Source organism: Hymenobacter endophyticus (assembly GCF_032464715.1).
Taxonomy (GTDB): Bacteria; Bacteroidota; Bacteroidia; order Cytophagales; family Hymenobacteraceae; genus Hymenobacter; species Hymenobacter endophyticus.
Genome location: NZ_JAWDJT010000007.1, coordinates 144,348 through 171,336 on the forward strand (window position 1 = coordinate 144,348; position 26,989 = coordinate 171,336).

The 26,989-nt window shown below is 60.8% G+C and carries 23 protein-coding genes; 3 read left to right on the forward strand and 20 right to left on the reverse strand.

Features of this window, described 5'->3' with window-relative positions; all coding sequences use genetic code 11:
• Positions 1 to 50 precede the first annotated feature (50 nt).
• The gene (locus tag ROI90_RS12055) at positions 51 to 3,872 is read left to right on the forward strand and encodes a hypothetical protein (protein ID WP_315998599.1); all 3,822 of its coding nucleotides are present in this window, start codon (positions 51 to 53) and stop codon (positions 3,870 to 3,872) included.
• 21 nt (positions 3,873 to 3,893) lie between these two features.
• Here the strand turns inward: ROI90_RS12055 and ROI90_RS12060 are convergent, their stop codons facing one another.
• The 8 genes from ROI90_RS12060 to ROI90_RS12095 form a co-directional block, all read right to left on the reverse strand.
• Positions 3,894 to 4,727 (reverse strand): carboxypeptidase-like regulatory domain-containing protein, encoded by an 834-nt coding sequence (locus ROI90_RS12060; RefSeq protein ID WP_315998600.1) that lies wholly within the window; start codon positions 4,725 to 4,727, stop codon positions 3,894 to 3,896.
• 63 nt (positions 4,728 to 4,790) lie between these two features.
• Entirely contained in the window at positions 4,791 to 6,899 is a 2,109-nt protein-coding gene (locus tag ROI90_RS12065; protein WP_315998601.1) for a beta-N-acetylhexosaminidase, read from the reverse strand.
• A gap of 196 nt (positions 6,900 to 7,095) precedes the next feature.
• Positions 7,096 to 8,439, reverse strand: a complete 1,344-nt coding sequence (locus ROI90_RS12070; RefSeq protein ID WP_315998602.1) for a DUF58 domain-containing protein — start codon at positions 8,437 to 8,439, stop codon at positions 7,096 to 7,098.
• A 136-nt stretch (positions 8,440 to 8,575) separates the two neighbouring features.
• The gene (locus ROI90_RS12075; RefSeq protein ID WP_315998603.1) at positions 8,576 to 9,622 is read right to left on the reverse strand and encodes an AAA family ATPase; all 1,047 of its coding nucleotides are present in this window, start codon (positions 9,620 to 9,622) and stop codon (positions 8,576 to 8,578) included.
• Positions 9,623 to 9,773: 151 nt separating this feature from the next.
• On the reverse strand, positions 9,774 to 11,210 hold the full coding sequence (locus ROI90_RS12080; RefSeq protein WP_315998604.1) for a DUF4350 domain-containing protein: 1,437 nt from the start codon (positions 11,208 to 11,210) through the stop codon (positions 9,774 to 9,776).
• 12 nt (positions 11,211 to 11,222) lie between these two features.
• Positions 11,223 to 11,999 carry a DUF4129 domain-containing protein gene (locus ROI90_RS12085; RefSeq protein WP_315998605.1) on the reverse strand — a complete coding sequence of 259 codons (777 nt, stop codon included), beginning with the start codon at positions 11,997 to 11,999 and terminating at the stop codon, positions 11,223 to 11,225.
• A gap of 78 nt (positions 12,000 to 12,077) precedes the next feature.
• The gene (locus ROI90_RS12090; protein ID WP_315998606.1) at positions 12,078 to 12,995 is read right to left on the reverse strand and encodes a hypothetical protein; all 918 of its coding nucleotides are present in this window, start codon (positions 12,993 to 12,995) and stop codon (positions 12,078 to 12,080) included.
• A 31-nt stretch (positions 12,996 to 13,026) separates the two neighbouring features.
• Positions 13,027 to 13,965, reverse strand: coding sequence for a stage II sporulation protein M (locus ROI90_RS12095; protein WP_315998607.1), 939 nt, complete (start codon positions 13,963 to 13,965; stop codon positions 13,027 to 13,029).
• Positions 13,966 to 14,142: 177 nt separating this feature from the next.
• On the opposite strand from ROI90_RS12095, the gene ROI90_RS12100 reads away from it, so the two are divergent.
• Entirely contained in the window at positions 14,143 to 14,874 is a 732-nt protein-coding gene (locus ROI90_RS12100) for an RDD family protein (RefSeq protein WP_315998608.1), read from the forward strand.
• 79 nt (positions 14,875 to 14,953) lie between these two features.
• On the opposite strand, the gene ROI90_RS12105 is transcribed toward ROI90_RS12100, so the two are convergent.
• From ROI90_RS12105 to ROI90_RS12120, 4 genes are all read right to left on the reverse strand, one after another.
• Positions 14,954 to 15,373 (reverse strand): RDD family protein, encoded by a 420-nt coding sequence (locus ROI90_RS12105; RefSeq protein ID WP_315998609.1) that lies wholly within the window; start codon positions 15,371 to 15,373, stop codon positions 14,954 to 14,956.
• A 194-nt stretch (positions 15,374 to 15,567) separates the two neighbouring features.
• Positions 15,568 to 17,568: a DUF4394 domain-containing protein gene (locus ROI90_RS12110; RefSeq protein ID WP_315998610.1), complete on the reverse strand. Its 2,001-nt coding sequence runs from the start codon at positions 17,566 to 17,568 to the stop codon at positions 15,568 to 15,570.
• Between the two features lie 254 nt (positions 17,569 to 17,822).
• On the reverse strand, positions 17,823 to 19,364 hold the full coding sequence (locus ROI90_RS12115; protein ID WP_315998671.1) for a bifunctional GNAT family N-acetyltransferase/carbon-nitrogen hydrolase family protein: 1,542 nt from the start codon (positions 19,362 to 19,364) through the stop codon (positions 17,823 to 17,825).
• A 269-nt stretch (positions 19,365 to 19,633) separates the two neighbouring features.
• Complete coding sequence (locus ROI90_RS12120; protein ID WP_315998611.1) at positions 19,634 to 20,752, reverse strand: hypothetical protein; 1,119 nt, start codon at positions 20,750 to 20,752, stop codon at positions 19,634 to 19,636.
• Between the two features lie 146 nt (positions 20,753 to 20,898).
• Here ROI90_RS12120 and ROI90_RS12125 point away from each other — a divergent pair, with 146 nt between their 5' ends.
• Entirely contained in the window at positions 20,899 to 21,348 is a 450-nt protein-coding gene (locus ROI90_RS12125) for a hypothetical protein (protein ID WP_315998612.1), read from the forward strand.
• A 123-nt stretch (positions 21,349 to 21,471) separates the two neighbouring features.
• On the opposite strand, the gene ROI90_RS12130 is transcribed toward ROI90_RS12125, so the two are convergent.
• The 8 genes from ROI90_RS12130 to ROI90_RS12165 form a co-directional block, all read right to left on the reverse strand.
• Positions 21,472 to 22,128, reverse strand: a complete 657-nt coding sequence (locus tag ROI90_RS12130) for a 3-oxoacid CoA-transferase subunit B (protein WP_315998613.1) — start codon at positions 22,126 to 22,128, stop codon at positions 21,472 to 21,474.
• A 16-nt stretch (positions 22,129 to 22,144) separates the two neighbouring features.
• The gene (locus tag ROI90_RS12135) at positions 22,145 to 22,375 is read right to left on the reverse strand and encodes a hypothetical protein (protein ID WP_315998614.1); all 231 of its coding nucleotides are present in this window, start codon (positions 22,373 to 22,375) and stop codon (positions 22,145 to 22,147) included.
• Positions 22,368 to 22,748: a hypothetical protein gene (locus tag ROI90_RS12140; protein ID WP_315998615.1), complete on the reverse strand. Its 381-nt coding sequence runs from the start codon at positions 22,746 to 22,748 to the stop codon at positions 22,368 to 22,370. Before ROI90_RS12140 ends, ROI90_RS12135 begins: the two co-directional genes overlap by 8 nt.
• A gap of 67 nt (positions 22,749 to 22,815) precedes the next feature.
• Positions 22,816 to 23,511, reverse strand: coding sequence for a CoA transferase subunit A (locus tag ROI90_RS12145; protein WP_315998616.1), 696 nt, complete (start codon positions 23,509 to 23,511; stop codon positions 22,816 to 22,818).
• 253 nt (positions 23,512 to 23,764) lie between these two features.
• Positions 23,765 to 24,712 carry a bifunctional riboflavin kinase/FAD synthetase gene (locus tag ROI90_RS12150; RefSeq protein WP_315998617.1) on the reverse strand — a complete coding sequence of 316 codons (948 nt, stop codon included), beginning with the start codon at positions 24,710 to 24,712 and terminating at the stop codon, positions 23,765 to 23,767.
• A gap of 45 nt (positions 24,713 to 24,757) precedes the next feature.
• Positions 24,758 to 25,597 carry a tRNA pseudouridine(55) synthase TruB gene (gene truB, locus ROI90_RS12155; protein ID WP_315998618.1) on the reverse strand — a complete coding sequence of 280 codons (840 nt, stop codon included), beginning with the start codon at positions 25,595 to 25,597 and terminating at the stop codon, positions 24,758 to 24,760.
• 175 nt (positions 25,598 to 25,772) lie between these two features.
• Positions 25,773 to 26,561, reverse strand: coding sequence for an undecaprenyl-diphosphate phosphatase (locus ROI90_RS12160; RefSeq protein WP_315998619.1), 789 nt, complete (start codon positions 26,559 to 26,561; stop codon positions 25,773 to 25,775).
• 90 nt (positions 26,562 to 26,651) lie between these two features.
• A complete protein-coding gene (locus tag ROI90_RS12165; protein WP_315998620.1) occupies positions 26,652 to 26,960 on the reverse strand; it encodes a DUF3098 domain-containing protein in 309 nt (102 codons plus the stop codon).
• Positions 26,961 to 26,989 lie beyond the last annotated feature (29 nt).

Below are 26,989 nucleotides of genomic sequence, written 5' to 3' on the forward strand. Positions count from 1 at the left end.
GCCTTCGGCGTTATAGCGGCCCCAGCCTCTTTGCATCGTAATTTTACTGCATGACCAGCAGCTCTACCCCGTTTTTCCTGCGCTTTTGGGGGCTGCTGGCGTGGCTGATGCTGAGTATGGGGGCAGTGCAGGCGCAGCAGCGGCTCGATGCTCCGCCCAGCACTCGCCGCTGCGCCTGGGTGCGGCTGGCGCCGGGGCGGGATACCACGGCGTTTCAGCTGCGCGATACCCTGACGGTAGTGCCTTCTTCGGTGAGCGTGGAAGGCCGCTCGGTGGCTTATGACGCCCGCTCGGACCAGTACCGGCTGATGCTGCCGGGGCGGCGGGTGCCCAGCCCCGAGCCCGGCCGTCCCGATTTGGTGTTGGCCCGTGGGCCTGATTCGGTGCTGGTGTGCTACCGGGTGCTGCCCCTGCAGCTCTCGGCGGCGCGCTACCTGCGGCCCCGCCGCCTCATGGACAGCATCGAGTTTTTCCGGCGGCCTTCCTTTGGCACCGAGGACTTCGCGGTGAAGGAGCAGATTCTGAGTACGCCGGGCATCAACAAATCGGGTAACCTGTCGCGGGGCGTGTCGTTTGGCAACGCCCAGAACGTGTTTGTCAACTCCTCCCTGAACCTGCAGCTGGAAGGCCGCCTCACCGACCAGATCAACCTCACGGCCGCCATCAGTGACCAGAATGTGCCCTTCCAGCCCGAGGGCAATACCCAGCAGCTCCAGGAGTTTGACCGGATTTACATTACCCTCACCCACCCGCGCTGGAACCTGACGGCCGGGGACGTGGTGCTGCGCAACAAGCCCGATTACTTTCTGCGCTACTACAAGAATATTCAAGGCGGGGCGCTGGAAACCAACTTCGGGCGGCTGCCGGTGGGCGGCTTTGGGGGCGGCATCGGGCCGGGGGCAGCCACGCCCCAGCTGTTTCAGTACCCCAACGCGGCGGGCACCAGTACGGGCACTTTCGTGACGGCCCCGCCCACCGTGCCGGTGCCGGCCGGCTCGGGGCAGGTGCAGAACGGCACGGCCGCCGCGCCCACCAGCGCCACGCCCAACGGCGTAGGCCCGAACGGGCTGAGCCAGTCGGTTACCACGCGCACCGGGCGGCGCAACGGGCCGTTGCTGTCTGCCAAAGCCGGGGAGGCCTTTGCCACTACCTCGGTGGCGGCGGGCGTGGCCAAGGGCAAATTTGCCAGTCTGGATATTGCGCCTTTGGAAAACGTGCAGGGGCCTTACCGCCTGCGCGGGCCCAACGGGGAGCAGTTCATCATCATTCTGGCCAACTCCGAGCGGGTGTACCTGGATGGGCGGCTGTTGGTGCGGGGCTTTGATTTCGACTACATCATCGACTACAACCAGGCCGAGCTGACGTTTTCGCCCCGCCACCTGATTACCAGCAACTCCCGCATCAAGGTTGATTTCGAGTATTCCGACTTCAACTACACCCGCTCCCTGGTGCAGGCCAGTCACTACCAGCAGCTGGGCCGCCTGCAGGTGCACGCCAACTTCTACCGCGAAGCCGACAACCCCGATAACTCGCCCAACCTCACCCTCGACGACTCCACCAAGGCCCAGCTGCGCCGCCTGCGCGGCAACGTGAGCCTGGCCCAGCTGCCCGGCGCCGACTCGGCCCGCTACGACCGGAACCAGATTCAGTACAGCCGCGTGGTGCAGACGGACCCCGCCACGGGCCAGCTGGTGCCGGTGTTCGTGTTTCCGCTGCGCGATACGCTCCAGGGAGCCTACACGGTGCGCTTCACCAACGTGGGGGCCAGCCAGGGCAGTTACCGCATCAGCACGCAGTACGGCTCGGCCAACGGGCGGGTGTACGAGTTTGTGGGCCAGGGCCGCGGCGACTATACGCCCCTGCGCCTGCTGCCCACGCCCCTGCAGAAGCAGATGGCCACGGTGGGCACCAGCTACCAGGTAGATTCCACGGCGACGGTATTCGTGGATCTGGCCGCTTCCAGCCTGGATCTGAATCGGTTTTCGCCGGAGGCCGTGCAGGGGCGCGCTCTGCGGATAGGCTACGCCGTGCAGAACCGGCCGGTGCGCCTGCCGGGTTTGCCGGGCTACAAGCTGCGCAGCGCGTTGGATTACGAGTACACCAGCCACCAGTTTGCGCCCGTTGACCGGTACCGGGACATTGAGTTTGACCGCAACTGGAGCACCACGAACACCCTTCTCACCAACAACCAGCGCCCCCGCGAGGAGAATATTCTGAACGCGGCGGTGGGGCTGGTGAAGGATGCCGACAACGCCTTGGGCTACCGCCTGAGCCGGCGCTACCGGGCCGGGGAGGTGAACGGGGTGCAACACTGGCTGGACGCGGCCCGGCAGCTGGGGCCGGTGCAGCTGCGGGGCAATCTGTTTCTGCTGAACTCGGAAGCAGGGCGGCGGGAATCCCGGTGGGCGCGGGGCGAGGCGGCGGCCCGCTACGTGGCCGGCCCGGTGGTGCCCGGCTACGTGTACCGCTTCGATAAAAACCGGGTGGCCCGCGCCGCCGGCGACTCGCTTACCTCGGCCAACTACTACGATGAGCACGCCCTGTTCGTGCAGAGCCGCGACTCGGCCCGCACCCGCTTTCGCCTGGATTACAGCTACCGCCGCGACCAGACGCCCAACCCCGAGCAAACCGCGTTGCGCGAGCGGGGCCGGGCCCAAACCTGGCAGGGCACCTTCGCCTCCCGCCTCAGCCCCAATCAGGACCTGAGCATTCTGGCCACCTACCGCGACCTGGCCGTGCGCGACTCGGCGCGGCAGCGCACCGTGCTGGGCAAGCTCGATTACAACGCCAGCTTTCTGCAGAACGTGTTTCGCTCGGAGCTGAGCTACGCCGTGGCTACCGGCCGCGAGGCCAAGCGCGACTACACCTTCCTGAGCGTGCCGGCCGGGCAGGGCACCCACTACTGGGACGATTTGAACGGGGACCGGCAGCAGCAGCGCAACGAGTTTTTCGAGGCCCAGACCCCCGATGCCCAGTTTCGCACCTACATCAAGCTGTTTTTGCCCACTGATGTGTACGTACCGGCCTACTCCAACCGTTTCAGCTACCGCCTCACCACCACGGCCCCGCGCAGCTGGCGGGAGCAGCCGGGCTGGCGGGGGCTGGCCAGTCGGTTTTCCACCCTCACCACCGTTACCCTGGACCGCCGCAGTACCGACAACTCCCTGTCCTCGCGCCTCAACCCGTTTGCCTTCCAGACGGCCGACTCCTTGCTGCTGAGCCTGAACAAGCTGCTGCGCAACACGCTCTACTTCAACCGCTCCAACCCCATCTTCGGGGCCGAATTTACGGTGCAGCAAACCCAGCAGAAGGTGCTGCTCACGCAGGGCTCCGATACCCGCAACCTGGCCAGTCAGAGCGTATTGCTGCGCCGCACCCTAGCCCAGTCGTTCACGGCCCGCCTCACCACCACGCGCAGCATCCGCGAAAACCGGTCGAATTTCCTGCCGGAGCGCAACTTCCGGGTAGTGCAGCTGGAACTGGCCCCGGAGCTGAGCTATCAGCCCAACCAGGTGCTGCGCCTGACCACCAGCTACCTGCGCACCAGCAAGCAAAACACCGCCGGCCTCGATGGCGACACCAGCGGTACGTTCGATGATATTGGCCTCGAAACCCGCGTCAGCCAGGTGGGCAAACGCACGCTTTCGGCCACCACGCGCTTTGTGCGCGTCGGCTTTCAGGGCAACCAGGCCAGCCTCGTGGGCCTCGAAATCCTGAACGCTTTGCGGCCCGGCAGCAACTTCACCTGGAACCTGAACCTGGAGCAGCGCCTCAGCAACGGCCTCAACGTAACCCTGGCCTACGACGGCCGCAAACCCAACGGCCTCAGCCCCGTGCATACCGGCCGCATGCAGGTGGCGGTGCTGTTTTAGGTGGGAGTGCTACGTGCAGAGCTACTGCCGCACCGTCACGTAAGCCGAGAGAGACGCGCCAGGCTCCCGTTTCCAAGTGCCCAAACTGCTGGTCCGGGACACGGCTGAGCCGCCGAATTGACCTCCATAACTAAATGAGGGCACTGATGCACTCTTGCCGGGCAGAAACTCGAAACCCAGGTAAAAATCGGTCTGCAACGCCAACGCATACGGAGCCAATTCAATCGTCAGCCATCCGTTTTTCACAGCGGTGCGCACCACTAGGGCCTGCTCCACTAAGCGTGTGGTAGGCAAATCCTGGTCGGCTCGGTAAAAGTTAAGTCGAAACGTGAGGCTATCCTCGGTGGGGTAACGCAGGAAGATGTGCGCCTGCAGTAGCTCCGTTGGCTTACCGGCCAGCGGTATAAGCTTAGCAAACTCCACCATATCGTGCGAGTCCTTGCGCTGAACCTGCCCCCACAGAAAGGGGTTGTGCGTGGTAGTACCAATGCGCCGGGTTTTGGGCTGCTTAGCCCGGATAACCACTTCCCGTAGCAGCGTAGGCTTCTCCACCAGCCGAATGATGAGTGGATGACGACTACGAAGCTGTACCAGCGGCCAAGCTTGCTCCTGGTAGCCAACGGCGGAAAAGGTGAGCGTGTCCAGCTGCCGCTCGATGGGTACTCGCAGTTGAAAGGACCCGTCTGCATCGGCCACCGTACCCGTGTTCTTACCCCGAATACCAATATTGACAAATGGCAGCGGCTGCTGAGTGCCCTGTACCTGCACCTGGCCGACAAGGGTAAACTGGGCAAATGCGGTGGGCAGACCACCGAAAAACAGCGCCGTCAGCAGGTAAAAGCGAAGGTATTTCACGAAGGCAGAAAGTAGCATACTGCCTGGGGAGCCTACTTCCGGCCGTTATGGTTGCGTCGTTGGCTATTTCGCTTCTACCAAGCGCCGCACATGCGGCAGCACGGCCAGCTCGGTTTGGCCGGCGGGGGCCTTCAGCGCATCCAGTTGCTTGAGGGCGGCGGCTTGCCAGGCGGGCGTGGGCGCCTGGCCCTTTTCCAGCATTGTCAGCCGCTCCAGGGCCAGGGTGGCAGCGGTTTTCAGGGTGGTGGAAAGTGGGGCGTATTCCTTGAGCAGCGGGTTTTGCTGCAGCGTCGGCTGCACCAGCGCGTCGTTGTTCTGCCAGAGCTGGAGCTGGTTCTGCAAGGCGTTCAACTGCTGCTTGCCGCCAGCGTCGCGAAAACGGGCGGCGGAGGGGGCGCTGCGGTTATAAGCTAGCAGTTTATCCACGGCCGCGCCAAACTCCCGGGCCACGTCCGATTCGGCGGGGGCCGCGTCCACGAGGCGGTTGAGGGGTGTTAGGGTGCTGTATTTGAAGCCCTGGAAATGGCGCTTGTACTCCTTGACGGGCTCCAGCACCTGAGCCAGGGTGCGCAGGGGCAGCACAGCAGCCGAGCTGCCGGCCAGCTGTTGCAGGAGTTGGCTTGGGGCTTTGCGGTGTTGCAGGCCCAGGGTTTCCAGTTGGGGGCTGAGCAAGGCTAGGCGGCGGTACATATCGGGTACGTCGCGCACCTGCGCGGGGCTCCAGAGGCGCTCGGCCACGGCGGCAGCCCGGGGCCAGATGCGGGAGTCCACGATGACGGAATCGGCAAACTCGGCCCACATGGTAGCCTCGCCGCCCAGAATCAGCTTCTGCTGCTCCGGCGTGAGCGGGGCATCCTCGGGCAGTGGGTCGGGGGCGTAGTGGGAGGCGGCGGTTAAGTTTAGGTCGATGTAGTAGCCGTTGGACAGAATAGCCTGGTGCCCGGCTTTGGCCGCGTCATACAGCCCCTTCTTGCCGCGCCAGCTCTGGATAACGGCTTCCGCCGGCAGGCCCGGACCCAGAATTTCGTCCCAGCCCACCATGCGCTTCTGGTATTTCGTCACCATAGCCAGTACCCGCCGGTTGAAGGCCGTCTGCAGGGCGTGCTTATCGGGTAGTCCCTTTTCCGTAACGTAGCCCTGCTGCTTCATGTAGGCCACGATGCGCGGGTTGCGCCGCCACTGCCGCCCATCGTTTTCGTCGCCACCCACGTGGAAGTAGGGGTCGGGGAACAAGGGAGTAACCTCACTCAGCAACGAGTCGATGAAGCTGTAGGTGGTTTCCCGGGTGGGGTCCATGGCAATGTTGAGCACACCCCAGCGGGTGGCCACGCCGTAGGTGGAATCGTTGGAGGCCAGGCGCGGGTAAGCGGCTAGCCAGGAGGTAGCGTGGCCCGGCATATCCAGCTCCGGTACCACCCGAATACCGCGCCGCCCGGCGTAGCGCACCACCTCCCGAATCTGCCGCTGAGTATAGTACTGACCCTGCCCTCCCACTTGGTGCAAACGCGGAAACAGCTTACTTTCCACCCGAAATCCTTGGTCATCGGAGAGGTGCCAGTGCAGCACGTTAAGCTTGGTGGCCCACATGCCATCCAGGTTGCGCTTGATAACGGCCAGGGGCATAAAATGGCGCGCCCCATCCATCAGCAGCCCCCGCCATGCAAAGCGGGGCGCGTCAGTTACGTCTACCTCCGGCAGTGTCACCGTTTTTCGGTCCGCCTGGGCCAGTTGCCGCAGCGTAGCCAACCCCCGCAAAATACCCAGGTGAGTGGGAGCGTTCAAGGCCACTCCCATCGGCGTCACGCGCAGGGTGTACGATTCATCCTCACTCACGGCAAGCAGGCTGCCCGCCCGGCCGTACTGCATTACCAGGGCGGCCGTGGGCAGGGGAGAGGCCCGGCGGCGCGTGGTGGCACCCGCCTTGCCCGGCAACAATACCGGCAGTACCAGCCGCTCTACGGCCTCGGCCACGGCTGAGTCGGCGGTTTGGGTGGCGGCGCTTTGGGCGGGTGTGAACACCTGCCAGGTAAAATCCGACTTTACTGTGAAGCGGCTGTTGCCCCAGTTGGCCTGCACTGGTACTGGCAGTAGCATTCGGGAATTGGGAGGGGCCGGCTGGGCGAAAGCCGGGGCAGCCAGCAGCAGGATAAATACAGAAAGAAAGTAGCGCATGTGCGGGAAAGACAAGGAGGGCGGGAAGGCGAAGGTAAAAGATTTGAAAGTTGAGCGGGCGCCATCACCCGCCATTCGGAGTAGAGCGAAGGACCTTTTTCCGCTACAACGACTATCGTACCAACGATGCGTTCTGGCGGGAAAAGGTCCTTCGCTCTACTCCGAATAACAGAAAATTGCCTGACGGGCTTTCGGGTCAAATCAGCCCGCGGGCCTTGAATTCCAGGTATTTGTTAATGGTATTAACCGTCAGGTTCTGGGGGGCGGTGAGCAGGGCGTGGATGCCGTAGCGGTTCAGCTCCCGCACAATCTGCCGTTTCTCCTGAGCAAATTTCTCGGCTACCGTCTGGTTGTACACATCCTGGGTGGTGGCGGTGGGGCCATCAAGGTAGGAGCGCAACTCGGTGTTTTCGAAGAATACCACGAGCAGCAGGTGGTCTTTGGCCATGCGGCGCAGGTAGGGCAGCTGCCGCTGCATGCCGTGCAGGGTTTCGAAGTTGGTGAACAGAATCAGCAGGCTGCGCTGGCGGATGTGGCTGCGCACCGAAATGTACAGCCGCTCGTAGTCGGTTTCGAGGTACTTGGTCTTCTGGCGGTAGAGCACCTCAATCAGCTTGCGCAAATGGCCGCTGCGCCGGTCGGCGGGCAGCATGGCGCCAGGCTGGTGCGAAAAGGTGAACAACCCGGCCTTATCGTGCTTGAGCAGGGCAATATTGCTAACCACCAGCGTGGCATTGATGGCGTAATCCAGCAAACTCAGCCCCTCGAACGGCATACGCATCACCCGGCCCTTGTCAATGAGGCAATACACCTGCTGGGCCCGCTCATCCTGGTAGTGGTTGACCACCAGGGTATCGGCCGCGCCTGGGGTGCCAGCCCGGCGGGCGGTAGCTTTCCAGTTAATATTGCGCGGGTCGTCGCCGGTTACGTAGGGCCGAATCTGCTCAAACTCCATGCTCTGGCCCACCCGCCGAATGCGCTTCACGCCCACCTCCGTGAGGCGGTTATGAATGGCCAGCAGCTCATACTGCCGCATCTGCAGAAACGAGGGGTACACTGGCACCACCCGGCTGTCATCAAACCGGAAGCGCCGCCGCACCAGCCCCAGCGGGGACGCCACGTACACGTTCACCGCCCCAAACTCATATTCACCCCGTTTGGTAGGCCGCAGCTGGTAGCGGATAATGCCGGTTTCGCCGGGCCGAATGCCGGTCTTGAACAGCACGTCGCGCCGCTGAAACTGGTGGGGTACTTCGTCAATCGTTTCGGTTTGTACCGGAAAGCGGTACTGGTTTTCGAGGTAGATGGCAATGTCGTTATCCGAGCCATTAGCCAGCTTGTCGCCCATCACCCGCCGCCCGAATACGCTCCCGCCGCCCGCGTACAGCAGCACAGTATCCACCACCGTAAGGCCCAGCCCCAGGCCCAGCGCCAGCAGCACCGGCGTAAGCCAGCCCGGCAGAAAAAACGCCACCACCAGCCCCACAATCAGGGCCGTGGCTAGCAGGAAGAAGCGGGACGTGAGGAAGAAGGATTTCAAGGACGGGGAAGGATAGTAACTGTCAGGCTGAGCAGAGCCGAAGCATTTCTACCGCTTTGGTGCCACGGTATCATGTAGCCAAGGGCAGAAAGGCTTTGGCTTCGTTTAGCCTGACGTTCAATTACACATATAGGCTCTATCGGGGCACCTCAATCTGCTGCAAAATCTGCTTTACCACGTCGTCTGGGGTGCCGCCTTCCATTTCGCGCTCTGGCGTGAGCTGAATGCGGTGGCGCAGAACCATAGGGGCCAGGTACTGGATGTCCTCAGGCGTTACGAAGTCACGGCCCCGCAGGGCAGCCAGGGCTTTGGCGCCGTTGAGCAGGGCCAGGGAGGCCCGGGGCGAAGCGCCCAGGTACAAGCCTTTGTGGGCGCGCGTCTGGCCTACCAGGCGGGCAATGTACTCCAGTAGCTTGGGCTCTACGTGCTGACGGCGCACCTGCTCCCGTAGCCGCTGCAAATCCTCGGCCGACACTACGGCGCGCACTGCATCCAGCGGGGTGCCACCAAAGCCGGCGTGGTGACCCTGCAAAATGGCAATTTCTTCCTCCACCGTGGGGTAACCCACATTTAGCTTGAATAGAAACCGGTCCAACTGGGCTTCGGGCAGGCGGTAAGTGCCTTCCTGCTCCACGGGGTTTTGGGTGGCCAATACTACGAAGGGCGCGGGCATGGCGTAGCGGGTACCATCCTGGGTTATCTGCCGCTCCTCCATCACCTCAAACAGCGCCGACTGCGTTTTGGCCGGGGCCCGGTTAATCTCATCAATCAGCACTACACTGGCGAAAATGGGGCCGGGCCGAAACTCAAATTCGCCCTGCTGGGGCCGGAACACGGAGGTGCCCAGCACATCGGAAGGCATCAGGTCGGGGGTGAATTGCAGGCGGCTGAAGGGCACGCTCAGGGTGCGGGCCAGCAGTTTAGCCGTGAGGGTTTTGGCCACGCCCGGCACACCTTCCAGCAGCACATGCCCATCGGCCAGCAGTGCCACCAGCAGCAGCTCGGCCAGAGCCTGCTGGCCCACAATCACCTTACCCAACTCCTGCCGAATGGCATCGGCGTGGCGGCTGAGGTGGCTAAGGTCGGTGCGCGGAGCGAAGGAGTCGGTAGCAGTAGTAGCTTCGGATGCTAGCGGTGGTTGGGAAGAAGCCGGGTCGGTAGCCGGGGGGAAGGAAGAATCCATATTGAAAAGTGGTGAAATGACAAAGTTGTGCTATGATATAATTACATCTAGAAAAACATATATTGCCTGTAATTGTGCTTACACAAGTAATAGGCTAAGCAACGGAATAGTTATATAATGGAATAAGACATTTTAAATGGTAAGTGCAATTCTAAGCAGCGGCTTTTCTGAAGGTGTTAATAGCCTTGTTCAGAGCCAGCAGTTCAGTATCGGACACCTGCCGGGCCGTGAGCACGAAGTTGACGCGGCGGCTAAGGGCATCGACATCGGCGCGCGGAATGCCGGTTTTCTGGGCCAGCCGCTCCCGGGTATCGGCTTCACCTAAGTCAAGATTGGGCTCGTGGTAGCGGGTGCGCAGGTGCTCCAGAAACAACCCGATTTTCTTCTCGGCAATGAGCTGGTGGTTGCGGTCTTGGCGGTAGAGGCCGGCCACGGTGCGTGTGAACAGAAGCGTAGTGTTAGGCAGGGGTTTGAGTACCGGAATAACGCGCTGCCGCCGCCGGGCCTCGAAGACCACAAACAGCACCGCCGCCAGCAGCGTGAGGTAGGTGGCGTAGCGCAGGGCATCGTGGTCCATGAGCACCCGCAGCAACGACTGCTCCCCGCGCCGCCCCTGTTTCTGGTACTCATCCCACCACACTGGGCGACCAGTGGGCAGGTAGGAGAGGGCCGCGAAGGCAAAATTGCCGGTGCGGGGTTGCAGCACGAAGTAGTTGCTGAACACCAACGGCACCGAGCAGACATAGACGTGGCCCCGCCCGTGCGGGACCCGCAGCAGCACTGTGCGGCCCTGCTCATCAGTGGCCAAGGAGGTAGCTTTGGCCGGCAAATTGGGCCTGGCCAGCAACCGGGCAGTCAGGGCCTGGGCGGGCAGGCGGAACGAAGCGCCTGCCTGGCGGGCCAGCCCCGGGTTGCGGAGCCGCAGCTGTACTGAGTCCTGTAGCAGGCTGCGGGAGCCGTCGGGGTTGGTTTTCAGGGGCGGAAAAATTGGGCGGACGGCAAAGCCCAGAGTGTCGGCGAAGAAGTAATTGAACTCATTAGCTGCCACCAGCACATCGTTGCCGCGGGCTACGTGGCGCAGCAAGGAGCGGCAATCCAGGCGGCTCAGCTCAAAGCTGGGGGCCACAAAGAGGTAGGTAGCCGGCGCGAAATCTCCGGCTTCGAGGCCTGCTGCGTAATCCGCATCATCAGCTTCCGCATCATTTTCGATTGGGTATTGGGTAGTCGCTTTTGAGCCGGTCTGCACGGAGTCGGTGGCCCAGTCGGCGGGGGACGTTTGAGCAGAGTCGGCAACTGTTGCGGTTTCTGTTGCGTCCTCCCGGCCCGCCAGGTTTTCTGACCGCGCCTTATCCTCATCCACTCCCTCGATCTGGCTATAGATAGGCACCCGTATGGGCTGCACTTGGTTGCGGGAAGTACCTAGCAAATCGGGCAGCTCCTGAAACAGGACGTAGGTGCCGTACGGAATCTTATCGTTGTTTTGGAGAGTGGGGCGCCAGTCGAGGGGTTTGGGGCGGTAATACTCCACGGCTACATAGGCCCCCAACAGCAACGCCAACCCCACCAAATACCACCGAAACGTTGTCATGTTATACCTGAATTAAGCAGCTTGACGAGTGGAGGAAAGGCGGCGCTGAAATGCTTGGCGGGTGGTGCGGGCCCGCTCGTAGTCAGCGGCCGAGAGGTCGTCCTGCTCTCCGTACCACACGTACTCAAACTGGCGCGTAAGCTCCCGGAAAGCTTCCGGCAACGGCCCGTTGGGCAACTCGTAGAGGTAGTCGTGGTTGGTTTTGTCGGGCTGCCAGCGGATGAGGCCCCGGTCGGAAAGCTGCCGCAACACCTGCAGGTAGCCCAGCCGTACGGCCAGGCGGTAGTTGTTTTCTCCTTCGGCCTGGGCCAGCAGCGCGTCAATGTTCAGCGTGTTCAGGTCTTCGGTTTCGGTATCGTAGCTGAGGGCCGCCGGGCGCGGGGCGCGGCCGAAAGCCCGGGTCAGATCTACTTGCATGAGCTTGAGCACGGCAAACACCAAGGCAGCCACCATTAGGGCGTAGATACCATACTTCCAGGTAAAGTGCCCGGCGGGCGTATCCAGCACCTCGGCCAGCCACCGCCAGAACGGCCCCAAAAACGACCAGGATTCACTAGTCTCGCTTTTGCCCTCCACGTACCGAAAATCCCGCTGCCCCCGCAGGTCGCGTAGGTGCTCCTCGGAGGGGCGGCGCAGGCGCGGAGCCGGGGCCACATCGGCGGGTATCGGGCTGCTCAGCACCCGGGCCTGAACCTGCTGCTGGAGTGTGCTGTCGGGGGCCTCACCGTAGGAGGGCAGCACGGTGCTTAGCCACACCAGGGCCAGGGCAGCGCCACCGTAACGGCGCACTAGTGGAAAACGGATAGGAGCAAACACACGCAGGGGGCAATACACAACGGAATACGGAAGACGTAGCTGACGGGCCGGCTAGTATTCGCCTTCGTCATCGGGCCGCAGATGCTGGTTGGCCACCGTGGGAGCCGGGGCGTTGCCCAACGACATTACCTGCATCCGGAGGCCATAACCTTCCTTGCGCTCCACCAGGTTAAAGTACTGAAAGGCCATAGCCACCATCAATACCGAGTACAGCAGCTGATGCCCAGCCGCCGCTACAATTCCACTCACAATCATGAGCAGATCCGATGATAGAAAATCCCAGTGTAGTGCTTTACCGAAAATGGCCAGGTATTGCGGAACCTGAAATATGACCCCCATCATCCCAATAATAATACTTACCACTACCGTGAGGCCAAACGTAGACCACCACTTGCCGCTGATAAGATTCATGCTGCGCCGTAAGCTGTAACCAACACCGCCCTCTTCCAGCACCTGAATTGCCCAGACCAAGCTCAACGCAACCCCCAGATAGATACCCGGAATTAGCAAAAACATGCTGGCAACCACTACGATGATAATGGTAACCACGCTGCTGAGCAGTAGCATGGGCGAGTAACGCGTGACGTACTGCCACACTTGGCGAGGAGTAATAACCTGCTCGGCTGGGGTGTCCAGGCGGGCTCGCATATAGCCATAAACGGTGGAGCCCAGCAGAATATAGCCAATAAGGGAAGCCAGCAGCCCCAGCCAGTAAGCTGGCCCCATGTACGACAAGGTAGAGAACCGGCCGCTACCAAGCCCAATAGGAAAGGTACTACCGCTGAACATCCGTGTTTGCGAGAAGCCCAGGCCCAAGCCGGTGAGTACTGCTGCCGGCAGCACAAAGTACAGCAGGCACTTGCCCAGCGGTTTCCAATGAGCGGCCAGAAACTCAAACGTGGCCCCAATCTTCTGTCCAAAGTCCCGTTCCTGCCGGAACTCGGCTTCCTGGGTAAATTTCTGCTGCATATAGCTGGATAAAGAAAAAACGAGAGAGAATTTAGCGGCGGGCCGCCAACCGGCGCGGATACACCACAAAGTACCAGATGATAAAGGCGGCCGACAACCCAATAATCAGCAGGCTTAGCCACATAGGCATTTCGGTGTGGCGCGTGACAAAGCCTTCCAGAAAGCCGGCCACTACAAAGATGGGCACAAGGCCAATGGCCAGCTTCAGCCCGTCGCGGGCCGCCTCGCGGAAGGCGTGAGCCCGGGTGTAAGTGCCCGGGAACAGCATACCCCGCGCCATCACCAGGCCGGCCCCGCCCGCCAGCACAATGGCTGATATTTCTAGGGTGCCGTGAATCCAGATGGTGAGCAGGGACGGCAGCAGTACGCCTTTCTGGTAGAAGAAATACTGAAAAGAGCCCAGCATAATACCATTGCGAAACAGCGCCCAGATAGTGCCCAGCCCGGCCGTGGCACCCAGGGCAAAGGTCATCAGGGCCACGTAAATGTTGTTGGCCGTGATGCCGAGGAACATCAGCGTTTCGTTGTGGCTCTTGTACACGGCCATTGGGTCGCCCTTTTCAATATTCTCCAGCGTCTGGTTCACGTAAGCATCCCCCAGCACCACGCGCACAAACGATTCGTCGTAGGCCGCCGACAGGGCCCCAATGGCCGTGAACAGCGCGAAGAGGAGCAAAGCAACAGCGAGGGTGCGGTGATGCTGCGCCACCAGCAGCGGCAACTCCCGGGCCCAGAACTGGCGGAACCGTCCTGTCGACTCGGGCTTGTTTTTGTACAGGGTCTGGTGCTGGCGGGCGGTTAGGTCGTTGAGGTACCGGGTGGTAGGGGAGCCGGGATAGAACGTCTGGGCGTAGGCCAGGTCATCGGTGAGGGCTATAAAGCGGGCGGCCAGCTCCTCGGGGCCGGTAGTTTGCTGCTCGTACTCTTTCCACCGGGCTTCGTTCTGACGCAGAAAAACGGCTTCACGCATGGTCCTGGTACTTTCTAATAAGTAGGCTGCGGGCAGCCGGATAAAAATTGACGAGCGGCAGATTCGGGGGTTTGCCGGTCAGCCTGTAATTTGCACAGCGGACCGGCCCTGCGAAGATTGGGAAAATTTCCGTTTCGGCCCGCATGTTTTCTGTTTCTATTGTTTGTCGCCATCAGTATGAGCACCATCCGCATTCAAACTACCCAAAACGTCAGCCTGGAATACGAGGTAGCCAGTGTAGGCGACCGGGCCCTGGCTGCCATCATCGACAACCTTGTCCTGTTTGCCTGGATAGGGGTGGTAGTGGGCCTGACTGCCTACTCCAAAGCGTCAGAAATTGTAATGGGTAGCGTTGTCATAGTTCTGTGCGGCATCCCGTACGTGTTCTACAATCTGGCAAGTGAGATATTGTTCAATGGGCAAAGTATCGGCAAGAAAGCCCGGGATATAAAGGTGGTGCGCCTGGATGGCACGCCGCCCCGCTTCGGCGACTACCTCATCCGCTGGCTGCTGCGCATCGTGGATACGGTCATGTTCAGCGGGTTGGTGGCACTGGTGGTGGTGCTGGCCAATGGGCGGGGGCAGCGCATCGGGGATATTGCGGCGGGTACGGCCGTGGTGCGGGTGCGGGCCCGGCAGGCGGGGGGCGTGCTGGCCCCCTCATTCACGGAGCCCGGCTACGTGGTGGTGTTCCCGGAAGCGGCCAACCTCGCCGACCACGACGTGGCCACCGTGCGGCAGCTGCTGCACAAAGCCGCCGCCTCCGAAAACTACGTGCTGCTCAGTGAGCTGGCTACCAAAGTGAAAGACCTTACGGGTATCCGCACCGATTTGCCCGATGAAGCCTTTCTGCGCACTGTGCTACGCGACCATGCTCACTTAGCAGCGCAGGAAAGTCCGTACGCGTAGTCATTATGAACTTTTCCTTACGCAAGAAAAGGCCCGTTCTATGCAGAACGGGCCTTTTCTTGCGTAAAAAATAAGTAGTCTACTTCGCCGATACCACGCGGGTATTGGAGTATTTATCGTGCCAGCCCAAGTCGCTGAACAGAAACGATAAGGCATCCAACAGCGGGATGAGTCGCCACAGGCTACGGGTGCGGGCGGCTTCGTCCGTCACGGGCGAGCCATCTGCCATAACGACTTTGGTGCCCGTGAGACGTTTGCCGATAGTAAGACCGTTGTTTTTCTCCTGCATGTAGTAGTAGAAAAACTGCATAACCAAACTGATCAGAAAACTCAGGCCAGCCCCGGAGTCCATGTCCCGCAGCACAGTGTAAGAAATAATGTTGGTGACAATCCCGAGGAGGATACCATCCACCAAGGCATTGATAAAGCGGGTGCCTTTGCCGACAGGTACTACCGCGCTGTTAGTGGAGGTGGTTAATTGCGGATTAATTGGGTCCATATAAGGGGAGTTGGAGATGGAAGGAGCCGACAATATAGACAAAACATGATGTGCAACAGGCAGGAGTAAAGAATAGATAATCTAGGATTAGCGTGCTGATACCAGATTATGCTTACCCCACCCTCCACCAAACGGAGTCGCCCTGCCTCGGTAGGCAGAACGACTCCGCTCAGTGAAAAAGACCAGAATGTCGATTATTGCACCAGTACCCGCTGCGTACCAGCCGAGGCTCCATCTACGGTCAGGCGCAGAAAGTATACGCCGGCACGGCGGTTAGTAGGCTGCCAATCAAGGGTATGCTGACCGGCTGCGAGGCTGCCGGCAGTGCTCCGCTCCACAGTGCGACCCAAAGCGTCCGTCAGGATAAGTTCAGTCCGGCCAGCACGAGGCAGGCGGAAAGTTACCTGTGCCGCGTCGGTTACGGGGTTGGGGTAGAGGCTGAACCCAGTAGCTACGGCTGGCTGACGCGTGCCAGTAGTTACGCCTGCTGCGCCGGCAATGGCAATATCCCGCACCGTAACTCCATTTCCAATCACAACCGGCGAGGTGGCGGCACCGGTAGTCAGGTTCAGGGAGTACAGGCTGGAGTTAGCCGAAGTACCCGTGGTAGCAGTCAGGTAGGCGGTGTTGGTACCAGCAGCGGAGCTGAAGATGTCGATATCCACGTTCTGGCCGGCCGTAACCGTCACGCCCGAGGCACCTACCGTATTAAGCGTACCATTGTTTGGGGGGTTCTGGGTAACCAGAACGTTGAGGGCCTCATCGTACCCGTACAGGGTAGTGGTGCGGCTAGCATCGGCGGGGCCGCCGTAGCTGTTGGTGTAGGCAACCGAGCCCAGTGCCGGGGTAGCAGCCGAGTTGACATCAGCAGGGGAAGTGGCATACGTGATGGTGCCATCTACGGTAGGGGCAGCAGTACCATCGTTCGGGTTAATCCGGAAGTTGGCGCGGTTCACGCCCACAATCCGGATCCGGTCAACGGTCGGGTTGAAGTCGAAGCCAATGCTGCCAGTACCCAGCGGCAGGGCCAGCACGTTGCTTACCGAAGTAGCAACCCCGGTGGCGGCATTAATGGTGTAAAGCTGACCGGTTTGGTCGGTGGCATTATAGCCCAGGGCATACAGCGCATTATTGAGCGGGCGCACATCCATGCCCACAATAGTTTGGGTAGTTGGCACTCCCGTTATGCCCACGGAGGTCCGAATCAGGCTGGGCTGGGCCGTGTCGAAGGTAAGCAGGTTGGTGCCGGCCAGCGCGTAAGCCAAGTTGCCCGTAACGGCCGGCAGCGTAGCCGGGCGCGTAATCTGGAAGGCAATATCGGTTACGGCTACAAAAGCTCCGGTACCAATGTTGCCCACCTGCGTGGTAGCCCCGTTTGCCAGGTTTACCGTGTACAGCGTGGTGGTGGCGGCAGTGAGGCCGGTGGGCGTAGCTACCGACAGGTAGGCCGTATTGGTGCCGGTAGTGGGGTTGAAGTAGATGTCCAAGTCAGAAGCCTGAATGGCCCCGTTTACACTCGTGCCCAGCGTACCAATGCTGTTCAGCGTTCCATCATTCGGCGGAATCTGGCTTACTAGGCGGTTGTTGGCTTCGTCGAGGTTGTAGAGCGTGGTGCCCGTAGCCCCAATGTAGCTGTTGGTATAGGCCGAGGAGCCCACGCCCGGCGTCTGGGCCGCGTTGGCGTCGGTAGCGGCATAAGTCAGGGTGCCGTCAGTAAAAGCCAGGGCCCCGTTGTTGGGGTTCAGGCGGAAGTTCTTGCGGTTACCAGCCGTCACCCGAATGCGGTCCACGGTAGGGTTGAAGTCGAAACCGATGCGCAGGATGTTAGTACCCAGGTCCAGGGTCAGGGCGCTGCCTACGGGCGTAACAATGCCGGTGGTGCGGTTGATGGTGTACAGTTGCGCCTGAGTGCTGCTGGAGTTGTAGCCCAAGGCAAACAGCTCACCCGTGTTCGGCCGGAAATCAATACCGACAATGGCTTGGCCGGCTGTGAAACCAGTAATGGCCACGGTGGAGGTTATAGTGCCCGGAGTGGTGGCATCAAACGAAACTAGGCTCACTACGTCCGGCGAGGCAGTGCTGGACAAGCCGTAAACCGTTTGGGCGGAGGCGGAGGAAAAACCAAGCAAGCCTAGTGCGCCCAGCAGCAGGCCGCCCCGTTGGAAGGCCTTGCGGCGAGTAGAAGATGTAGACATGAAAAAGGGTAGTAGAGTTGGTGAATGAATGAACTGGTTAATGGTATGCCCATAGCAGGCGTTTCAGATACGAGCTCTACTATGAATTCGGCTTGCCCTATATTGATATTTAATTGCGTTTTAATTCAGTCAGCCTCAAAAGGCGCTTTTCGCAGGCAAAATGCCAAAAACGTGTACCTACAACATATACCAAAACGGCCCGTCAGATTAATCTGACGGGCCGTTTCTGAAAAGTAGTTGCGCTGAAAACAGGCTTATCCTGCCGCCACCGCTTTGCGCTTGCTGGCCGTTTTAGGTGCGCGCTCCTCGCCCTGGGCCAGCAGCTCGTCGTCGCGCTCCGTTTTCTTCGACCAGCTCAGCGAGTACAAATCCTTGCGCCGGTCGCGCAGGTTGCGCACCGCGCCGCTGGTGTTCAGGTCTTTCAGCAAGTCCAGGTCGAGGTCGGCAATGAGGGTCATCTCCGTGTTCGGCGTGGCCTCGGCCACAATGGCGTCGTGGGGAAAAGCGAAGTCACTGGGGCTGAACACGGCCGACTGCGAATATTGAATGTCCATGTTCTCCACGCGCGGCAGGTTGCCCACCGAGCCGGTTATAGCCACGTAGCACTCGTTTTCGATGGCGCGGGCCTGGGCGCAGAGCCGCACACGCTGGTACGCATTCTTGGTATCCGTCCAGAAAGGCACAAACAGAATTTTCATGCCCTCGTCCGACAGCATGCGCGAGAGTTCGGGAAACTCCACGTCGTAGCAGATCAGGATGCCGATTTTGCCGAAGTCCGTATCGAAAGTGCGCAGCTTGTCGCCGCCGCGCATACCCCAGTAGCTGGCCTCGTCGGGCGTCACGTGCAGCTTGTACTGCTCGTCCACGGTGCCGTCGCGGCGGCAGAGGTAGCTCACGTTATACAGCTTGCCTTCCTCGTAAAGCGGCATGGAGCCGGCAATGACGTTGATGTTATAGCTCACGGCCAGCTCCATCATCTTGGTTTTGATGGGCTCGGTGAAGGCCGCCATTGAGCGGATAGCCACCGAGGGCGACTCCTCGTTGGTGAGGGCCATCATGGGGGCGTTGAAGAACTCCGGAAACAGCACGCAGTCGGCCTTGTAGCCCGACACGGTATCCACGAAGAACTCAATCTGCTGGAAGAAGTCCTCCAGGTTTTTGGTAGCCCGCATCTGCCACTGCACAATGCCAATGCGCACGTTGCTTTTCTGGTTGCCAATCAGCTTGTCGAATTCCTCATCGTAGTACACGTTGATCCACTCCAGCAGCGTGGCGTAGGCCTTGCTTTCGGAGTCGTAGGGCAAGTACCCCCGAATGATTTTGCGGACGTAGAAGTCGTTGGAGAGCTGGAAGGTAAGAATGGGGTCAACCAGTTCCTTGTTGCGCACCATCTCTACGTACTTGGCGGGCGTCATTTCCTCGGCATACTGGTTGTAGCCGGGAATGCGGCCCCCGGCCACCATAGCGCGCAAATTCAGGTTCTCGCACAGCTCCTTGCGGGCGTCGTACAGGCGGCGGCCCAGGCGCAGGCTGCGGTACTCGGGGTCCACGAATACGTCCACGCCATACAGCGTGTCACCGTCGGCGTTGTGGGTGTCAAACTTGCCGTGGCCCGTGATTTTGGCGTAGGTGTGCCGGTCGCCGAAGTCGGAATACTGCACGATGATGGCCAGGGCGGCCGCCACCACCTGCCCGTTGTCTTCGATGCAGATTTGGCCCTCGGGGAATTTCTTGAGCAGTGCGTTATACTCTTCCTGCGACCAGGCGCCTTCCATATTGGAGTACACCTTGTCCATGATTTCCTGCACCACTTTAAAGTCGGAGCGTTTCAGGGCGCGCAACACCAGTTTGTGGGCTGGTACCGCCGTGGGCGTGAGGCGCTCGGTAGTTGTGGCGCCGCCTTTTTTAGCGTGGCTGCCGCCCGTTTTGCCAGTGGAGTTCGTGGCCATATAAATTCAGAGAATGAGAGTCGGGAGAAAGGCGCAAAGGTACCAGCTCCGGCGAACCGGCTGCTGCTAGTACGGCAGCACAACAACTTCGGTGACAAAAAGTGTCAGCAGGGCCACTACTCGCGCACCACGCGGCGCACGGCCACGCCGGCCGTAGTTTGCACCCGTAGCACGGCTACACCCCGGAAAGTACCGAAGGCATCTGCCGGGATTTCCGCTGTGCCATTCTGAGCGAGTACCCGGCGTTCAAACAGCAAGCGGCCCGCCAGGTCAGTAGCCGTAACGGTGGCTGCACCCGGCAGCCCCAGCCGCAGATTGCGGCCGGCCGGCAGGGGGTTGGGGTAGAGTGGCGCCGCAGCAGCAGGCAGAACCCGGGCAGTAGACAGCGGGCCGGTAATGCGGCGGTATACGTCCCGGTACTCTACTTCCGCAACAACCTCCTGCGCGCCCACTTGCGAGGTAGTAATGGTGAGCAGCGGAACGTGTTGGCCCGGAGTCAGCCATTTGTACTGGCGCATCACGGGCAAGATGAAGCCTTGGTTGATGCCCCCGGCCGAGAGGCTGTCATAATCCTCTAGGCGGGTAACCACTCGCACTGCTTGGAACGTGCCGTAAGGCGTAGTGAGCATACCCCAGGCATCGACCTTGTTTACCCGCTTACGGCGCTGGCTCAGGTAGCCGCTGCCCGGAATGTTGATGCTGAAAAATGACCGGCTGGAATCGGCGGGGCTGGCGTAGCTGAGCGGAAACCGATAAATGACGTCCTGCTCGGCGGCCGAAGCATACGTCACAGGCACAGCCGTGCCGGCCAGGGTGCCACCGTACCCCACCGAGCGGAAATCGGCCGCGGAAGCGTTGAAAAACTGATACGGGTCGGTGATGGGCAGGGTGAGGCCGGGAGGCACTGGTACGGTCTGCGGAGCCGCCACTGTTGCCCGGTTAGCGCCGCTGAGAATGGAGTTGAACGTGAAGGTGTAAAGCGGCTGATTGGGAACAGCCGTGAAGCGCGCCACATTCTGGGCCGTAGCTACCAGCCCGCCGTAGTTCCAGGTTTGGTTGGCGCCGTTGCGGGTGAGGGGCGGGGCACTGGCTGGCAACCCGGGCGCGGCCACACTCTGGCGGAGCGTATCCGTGGGTACCGGCATATCGGCGCGGGTGATGGTGGGCGAAGTCTGGGCTACTGCTGCCGTACCCGAGAGCAAGCCGCAGAAAATCAGGGAGTAATAGTAGCGCATACGCAAGCAGAAAAGGGCTGGTAGCCGGAAACCGGGTGCCCCAAGATACGCTGCCCGCCTCGCCGGTACCACTCCCGCTGCCGCCGGTGCCGGGCCTGCTGCCGGGTTCCTGCGTACCTTGCGGCGTGGCTCTTCCCGAACAACGTATGCAAACCCTAGCCTCGGTGCTGCAAACTCCGGAGCAGTTTCCGGCTACGGCCTGGCTGTGCGCGCCGCCCGAGCCGGCCCGCTGGGAGCCCCGTAGTCCGGCGGCCGTGCTGCTTACCGCAGCGGCCGGCCAGCCGGTACCCACTCCGCCCGGCCTGATACGCACCTTGTTTCTGGATGAAGTCCAGCTGCTGATGGAACAGTTGCTGCGCCAGGTACCGGGGGCAGTATCTGGCCTGCGGGTAGAGGTGCTGCGGCGTTACTGTCAGGAACACGAGTTTCCGGCTCTCACCAGCCAACCCGACGAGCTGGCGCGCCACTTGGTAGAGGCCGTGCGGGCCGGTAGCCTACCTCCCCCCGAAGCCCTGGCTCACTTCCGCCGCTGCTTCTCCCACTTCACCCGCGAGGCCGCCCAACATATTTTGGCCACGGCGTTTTTGAAATGGTGAGGTGGTAAAAAAGTCGTCATCCTGAGCGGAGCGAAGGACCTTATCACGCGTGAACAAACCGTTGCAACGTAATAAGATCCTTCGCTCCGCTCAGGATGACAGTTTTGTTACCCGCCTATTTCCTCAAACGCCCGTCATTTCCGGTATTTCACCACGCACGACGAGCTTTCCGGCCGTGGCCGCCTGAATTTGCTCTACCGTAACGCCCGGAGCCCGTTCCCGCAATACAAAGCCGTCGGGAGTTACATCCAGCACGGCCAGCTCCGTCACAATTTTCTTTATGCAGCGCAGGCCGGTGATGGGCAGCGTGCAGGCCGGCAGCAGCTTGCTGCTCCCGTCGCGGGCCACGTGCTGCATGGCCACGATGATGTTTTTGGCGGAGGCTACTAGGTCCATGGCGCCGCCCATGCCTTTTACCATCTTGCCCGGGATTTTCCAGTTGGCAATGTCGCCGGTTTCCGATACCTCCATGGCCCCCAGAATGGTCAGGTCCACATGCTCCCCCCGGATCATGCCGAAGGAATCAGCGGAGCTGAAGATGCTGGAGCCGGGCAAAGTGGTTACCGTCTGCTTGCCGGCGTTGATGAGGTCAGGGTCCACTTCCGCGTCGGTGGGGAAGGGGCCCATACCCAGCAGGCCGTTTTCGCTTTGCAGCTCCACATTGATGCCCGCCGGAATGTAGTTGGCCACCAGCGTTGGAATGCCAATGCCCAGGTTTACGTACGAGTTGTTCTGAACTTCCTGCGCAATGCGCCGGGCAATACCGTGTTTATCAAGCATAAGAGTGGGGTGGGGGTCAGAGAGAAGTTGAAGTAAGGGCGCGGCGCAGCTTCCGCATCTGCCGCCGCTGCCCGAGGTGAGCAAGCACCAATAGCCCAAACAGACCAGGAATCAGCAGAAGCAGAATGCGGGTGTTGGCCTCGTTGTAGGAAATGTGCCAGCGGGCGGCCAGGTTCACCATAAAATCGGTGCAATACCAGTACGCCAGCCTAATCCCCTGGTCGATACGTGCAAGCAGACTACTCATGGCGCAGTTTTTTCAAACGTCGGATTAGTACGGCATTGCGCAGGAAGCTATACGTGAGCCAGAGCAGCAGCAGCGGAATAGCCACCAGAAACACCGCAATATTGGCCGTGGCGTACCAGGCTGCTCCCCCAACCGCCAAGGCCGCAATAGTGGCGTGGTAGAGAGGCCGCAGTTGCCAGTAGGCGGGGCTGTTGGCCGCCGTGGCGTGGGGGCAGCCGTGCGCTTCGCAGTAGCGGGTGCAGCGGCCGGCCACGTACCGGGTGGTGGGGCGGTGCTGCGCAGTTTCGTTCACGTAGCCGCCAAACACCACTGGCAGGCAAGCCAGCAGCAGCGTCAGCAGCATTATGCCCGCCCGTGCGGAGTAAGTCAGCATGGTAGAAAGCGGATTGGTTGGCGGGCCACAGCCGAAAAACTACAGCAGAGCCGCAAAAAGCAGTGGCTTATGACCGAGTGGTGCGTTGCTCAATACGCTTTTCGTAGTTCTGGCCCTCAAAAATGCGCTGTACAAAAATGCCGGGCGTATGAATCTGGTTGGGGTCCAGCTCCCCGGCCGGTACCAGCTCTTCTACTTCCGCCACCGTTACCTTGCCGGCCGTGGCCATCATGGGGTTGAAGTTGCGGGCCGTGCCCTTGAAGATGAGGTTGCCAGCCGTGTCGCCCTTCCAGGCTTTCACGAAGGCAAAATCGGCGTGCAAGGCCGTTTCCAGCAAGTACATCTTGCCGTTGAACTCCCGGCTCTCCTTGCCTTCGCCCACCTCCGTGCCATAGCCGGCCGGTGTGTAGAAGGCCGGAATGCCCGCCCCTCCGGCCCGGCACCGCTCGGCCAGGGTGCCCTGCGGAATCAACTCCACTTCCAGCTCACCACTGAGCAACTGCCGCTCAAACTCGGCGTTTTCGCCTACGTAGCTGGAAATCATTTTGCGCACCTGCTTGGTCTGGAGCAGCAGGCCAATGCCAAAATCATCGACGCCGGCGTTGTTGCTGATGCAGGTGAGGTTCCGTACGCCCCGGCGCAGAATTTCCTGAATGGAGTTTTCGGGAATGCCGCACAGGCCGAAGCCGCCCAGCATCAGGGTCATGCCATCGGTGAGGCCTTCCAGCGCCGCCTGGGGGCCGGCTACTACTTTATTGATCATAAGAGGAATGGGTGGGTTTGGAACGGAAAGGTAAGTGGTAGCGCATTACGCCCAGTAAAAATACCTGCCCACCCGAACACTCCGGCATCATGCCGCCACTTATTCCAGCCACTAATCGGCCGCTTCTTGCACTCCCATTATGCCGAGCGGATAGGCAGGTGGCGGGCCAGACCTTACTGAGAGAATAGCCGGACTAGGAGCAAATAGGTGAGGTGTGGCTACGCGGCAATGCTTGGGGTAACGCCTGGGACAATCAGGCCAGGGCCAACCGGGCAGCCTCCGCATCCAGGGCCAGTTGGGCTTTCAGCTCGTCAAGGCCATTGAATTTTCGCTCGTCGCGCAGGCGGGCCACAAATTCCACTTGCAATGGCTGGTCGTACAGGTTGCCCTCGAAGCCCAGCAAATGGGCTTCCACGGTTTGATTGAGGCCCCCGGCCACGGTGGGGCGGACGCCAATATTGAGCATGGCGGGCCAGGTTTCGCCGGTGGCGGTGGTAGCCCACACGGCGTACACGCCCCGGGCCGGCACCAGCTTCAGCAGTTCAACTTCAGATACGTTAGCAGTGGGCCAGCCTAGGGTGCGGCCCAGCTGCCGGCCCTTCACCACAGTGCCCGTGAGGGGGTAGGCATACCCGAGGTAACGGTTGGCCGTGGCTACATCGCCGGCTTCCAAGGCCCGGCGGACGCGGGTACTGCTCACGCCTACGGCATCCACATCCTCGCGCGGAATTTCTTCCACCTCCAAGCCATAGCGGGCTGAGTGGGCACGCAAATACTCGAAACTCCCTTCCCGGTTGCGGCCAAAGCGGTGGTCGTAGCCGATAACCAATTTGCGGGTGCCCACCGTTTGGAGCAGAATCTGCTGAATAAACTCCTCCGAGGTAAGGCCGGCAAACTCACGGGTGAAGGGCACTACCAGCAGGTAGTCGACCCCGAACGAGCCCAGGCGGGCGGCTCGTTCTTGCAAGGTGTTGAGCAGGCGCAGTTCCAGCAGCTCGGAATGGGAGGGCGGCGGCCCCAGCACCAGGCGAGGGTGGGGCCAGTAGGTAATAACTACCGAAGGCCCCTGACTGTGGCGAGCTACTTCCTGCAGCCGCCGCAGAATCTGCTGGTGACCCACGTGCACGCCATCGAAGGTGCCACTGGTAACTACCGCGTTGCCGAGGTAGGGAAACTGAGCCGGATCCTGAATAACCTGCATGAAAAGGTGCGTTTCGCGGGGAAGGAGGAAAGAAGGCGGGCTGAATCAGGCAACCGGCGCGTCGGCCGATGGTTCAGCGGCACCGGGGGCGGCGTGGGTGGCCTGGAAGTACTCCAGGCCAGCGCGCCGCTCGGGCTGCCGCTCCCGGCGCGGGCGGGGCGTACGTTCTGGCCCCCCCTCGGGGCGGGGTGGGCGCAGGGCCTCTACGGTGTCCATTGTTAGGGCATCGGCCAGCCGGTACTCCCCAATACGGGTACGCACCAGTTTGGTGAGGTGGGCCCCACAGCCCAGGGCGGCGCCAAAGTCGCGGGCTAGGCTGCGGATGTAGGTGCCCTTGGTGCAGGTGACGCGGAAATCCACTTCGGGCAGGGCAATGCGCGTAAGCTCAAACTCCCGAATGGTAATCTGCTTGCTCTTGATTTCGGCTTCGCCGCCGCGGCGGGCTACCTCGTAGGCCCGCTCCCCGTTCACCTTCACGGCCGAAAACAGCGGGGGCGTTTGCTCCAGTAGTCCAATGAACTGCGCCGTAACCGCCCTTATCTGCTCCTCGGTGAGGTGGGCGTAGGGCTTTTCCTCGTCCACGGGCGTTTCCAGGTCGAAGGAAGGAGTAGTCTGACCCAGGCGGAACGTGCCCGTGTACTCCTTCTCCTGGGCCTGAATCTGGTCGATTTGCTTGGTCTTCTTGCCGGTACACAGAATCAGCAGGCCGGTAGCCAAGGGGTCGAGGGTGCCGGCGTGGCCGATTTTCTTGATGCGCAGCGTGTTCTTGACTTTGCGCACCACGTCAAACGACGACCAGGTAAGGGGCTTGTCCAACAGCAGCACTTCGCCGGCTTCAAAATCGAAGCCAGCAGCGGCGGCCGGGCTCAGTTCGGGGTTTTCCATACGTAGCAGTGCGCTGTAGTAGGCCAAAGTAGCCTGGCAGCGTGAAGCGGCAAAAGTACGGACTCTGGGGCTAGAAAACGGTCATAACAAGCAAAGCGCAGAATCTGGGCTTCCACTCCGCTGGATAACCCAAACTCCGCGCTTTGCCTGCTGAAAAACTGCGTCTGAAGAAGAACTACACAATTTTGAGCGGAATGCCCAGGGCCAGCATAATCAGGATGATCAGGCCCACGGCAATACGATAGAGGCCAAAGGCCCGGAAACCGAAGCGCGACACGAAATCCACGAACGTTTTGACGGCCAGTAGCGCCACAATGAAGGCCACCACGTTGCCGAACAGCAGCAGCTTGATGTCGTTGGCGCCAGGGGCGGCTACTTTAAAGGTTTTGTAGAGCTGATAAGCCGTAATGACGAACATGGTAGGCACGGCCAGCAGAAACGAAAAATCGGCGGCGGAGCGCCGGTCGAAGCCCTGAGCCAGGCCGCCCACAATGGTAGCAGCGGAGCGCGACACACCCGGCACCAAGGCGATGCACTGAAACAAGCCAATTTTGATGGCCTGGGCGAAGTTGGGCGTGGTTACCTGCTTGCGCTCCGAGGTGAACAGCTTATCCACGAACACCAGCACTATGCCCCCAATCATCAGCGACCAGGCCACCACGCTCACGTCCTTAAGCAGGCGCTCAATTACATCCTTCAGCAGAAAGCCCAGAATGCCGAAAGGAATAAAAGCGGCGGCCAGCTTCAGGTAAAAATCGAAGCTCTGCAGGAAGCGCCGCCAGTACAGGGCCACCACCGACAGGATGGCGCCAAACTGAATGGAGGTGATAAAGGTATCGGTGAAGGGGAGTTGCCCAATGCCCAGCAGGTTGGCCACAATAATCATGTGCCCGGTGCTGGAAACCGGCAGAAACTCAGTGAGGCCTTCAACAATGGCGAGCAACAGCGCGTGCCAGTACGACATAAGAGCAGGGGGTAACAGTCAGCAGGGAGCGTGCCGCCTGCCGATACCGACAACAGGCTGCACCCTCCCTGATGGATGAAAAAGCAAGAACTAGCGCTTGTAGGCAGGCGCGGTAATGATGGGCTTGGCCGGAGCTGGCTGTGAGGGCACGGTGTTTACCGTGGCAGCATCCTGGGCCACTGGGGCCGTGGCGCCGGGGCGGGCCATGATGGCCCAAAACTCAATAACAAAGCCCACGGCCAGCAAAATAGGACCCAGGGTAATGCCCAAAAAACCTTCGCCGTAATCCTCAGAGTCCAGCGTCATGGTGATGAAGCCGGCGGCCAGCACGGCCAGCCCGACAAACATCAGGCGGTAGTTGCGCGGCCCGAAGGCGAAGCGGGGAGTAGTCGGTTCCATGAGGGCAAAGGTAGGAGGGATGCGGCAAC

Excerpts from the sequence above, each read along its gene's own strand:
- ROI90_RS12055 (WP_315998599.1), top strand. The coding sequence starts at position 51 with ATGACCAGCAGCTCTACCCCGTTTTTCCTGCGCTTTTGGGGGCTGCTG.
- ROI90_RS12065 (WP_315998601.1), bottom strand. The coding sequence starts at position 6,899 with ATGCGCTACTTTCTTTCTGTATTTATCCTGCTGCTGGCTGCCCCGGCT.
- ROI90_RS12075 (WP_315998603.1), bottom strand. The coding sequence starts at position 9,622 with ATGGATTCTTCCTTCCCCCCGGCTACCGACCCGGCTTCTTCCCAACCA.
- ROI90_RS12080 (WP_315998604.1), bottom strand. The coding sequence starts at position 11,210 with ATGACAACGTTTCGGTGGTATTTGGTGGGGTTGGCGTTGCTGTTGGGG.
- ROI90_RS12090 (WP_315998606.1), bottom strand. The coding sequence starts at position 12,995 with ATGCAGCAGAAATTTACCCAGGAAGCCGAGTTCCGGCAGGAACGGGAC.
- ROI90_RS12095 (WP_315998607.1), bottom strand. The coding sequence starts at position 13,965 with ATGCGTGAAGCCGTTTTTCTGCGTCAGAACGAAGCCCGGTGGAAAGAG.
- ROI90_RS12100 (WP_315998608.1), top strand. The coding sequence starts at position 14,143 with ATGAGCACCATCCGCATTCAAACTACCCAAAACGTCAGCCTGGAATAC.
- ROI90_RS12105 (WP_315998609.1), bottom strand. The coding sequence starts at position 15,373 with ATGGACCCAATTAATCCGCAATTAACCACCTCCACTAACAGCGCGGTA.
- ROI90_RS12110 (WP_315998610.1), bottom strand. The coding sequence starts at position 17,568 with ATGTCTACATCTTCTACTCGCCGCAAGGCCTTCCAACGGGGCGGCCTG.
- ROI90_RS12115 (WP_315998671.1), bottom strand. The coding sequence starts at position 19,364 with ATGGACAAGGTGTACTCCAATATGGAAGGCGCCTGGTCGCAGGAAGAG.
- ROI90_RS12120 (WP_315998611.1), bottom strand. The coding sequence starts at position 20,752 with ATGCGCTACTATTACTCCCTGATTTTCTGCGGCTTGCTCTCGGGTACG.
- ROI90_RS12125 (WP_315998612.1), top strand. The coding sequence starts at position 20,899 with ATGCAAACCCTAGCCTCGGTGCTGCAAACTCCGGAGCAGTTTCCGGCT.
- ROI90_RS12130 (WP_315998613.1), bottom strand. The coding sequence starts at position 22,128 with ATGCTTGATAAACACGGTATTGCCCGGCGCATTGCGCAGGAAGTTCAG.
- ROI90_RS12135 (WP_315998614.1), bottom strand. The coding sequence starts at position 22,375 with ATGAGTAGTCTGCTTGCACGTATCGACCAGGGGATTAGGCTGGCGTAC.
- ROI90_RS12140 (WP_315998615.1), bottom strand. The coding sequence starts at position 22,748 with ATGCTGACTTACTCCGCACGGGCGGGCATAATGCTGCTGACGCTGCTG.
- ROI90_RS12145 (WP_315998616.1), bottom strand. The coding sequence starts at position 23,511 with ATGATCAATAAAGTAGTAGCCGGCCCCCAGGCGGCGCTGGAAGGCCTC.
- ROI90_RS12150 (WP_315998617.1), bottom strand. The coding sequence starts at position 24,712 with ATGCAGGTTATTCAGGATCCGGCTCAGTTTCCCTACCTCGGCAACGCG.
- truB (WP_315998618.1), bottom strand. The coding sequence starts at position 25,597 with ATGGAAAACCCCGAACTGAGCCCGGCCGCCGCTGCTGGCTTCGATTTT.
- ROI90_RS12160 (WP_315998619.1), bottom strand. The coding sequence starts at position 26,561 with ATGTCGTACTGGCACGCGCTGTTGCTCGCCATTGTTGAAGGCCTCACT.
- ROI90_RS12165 (WP_315998620.1), bottom strand. The coding sequence starts at position 26,960 with ATGGAACCGACTACTCCCCGCTTCGCCTTCGGGCCGCGCAACTACCGC.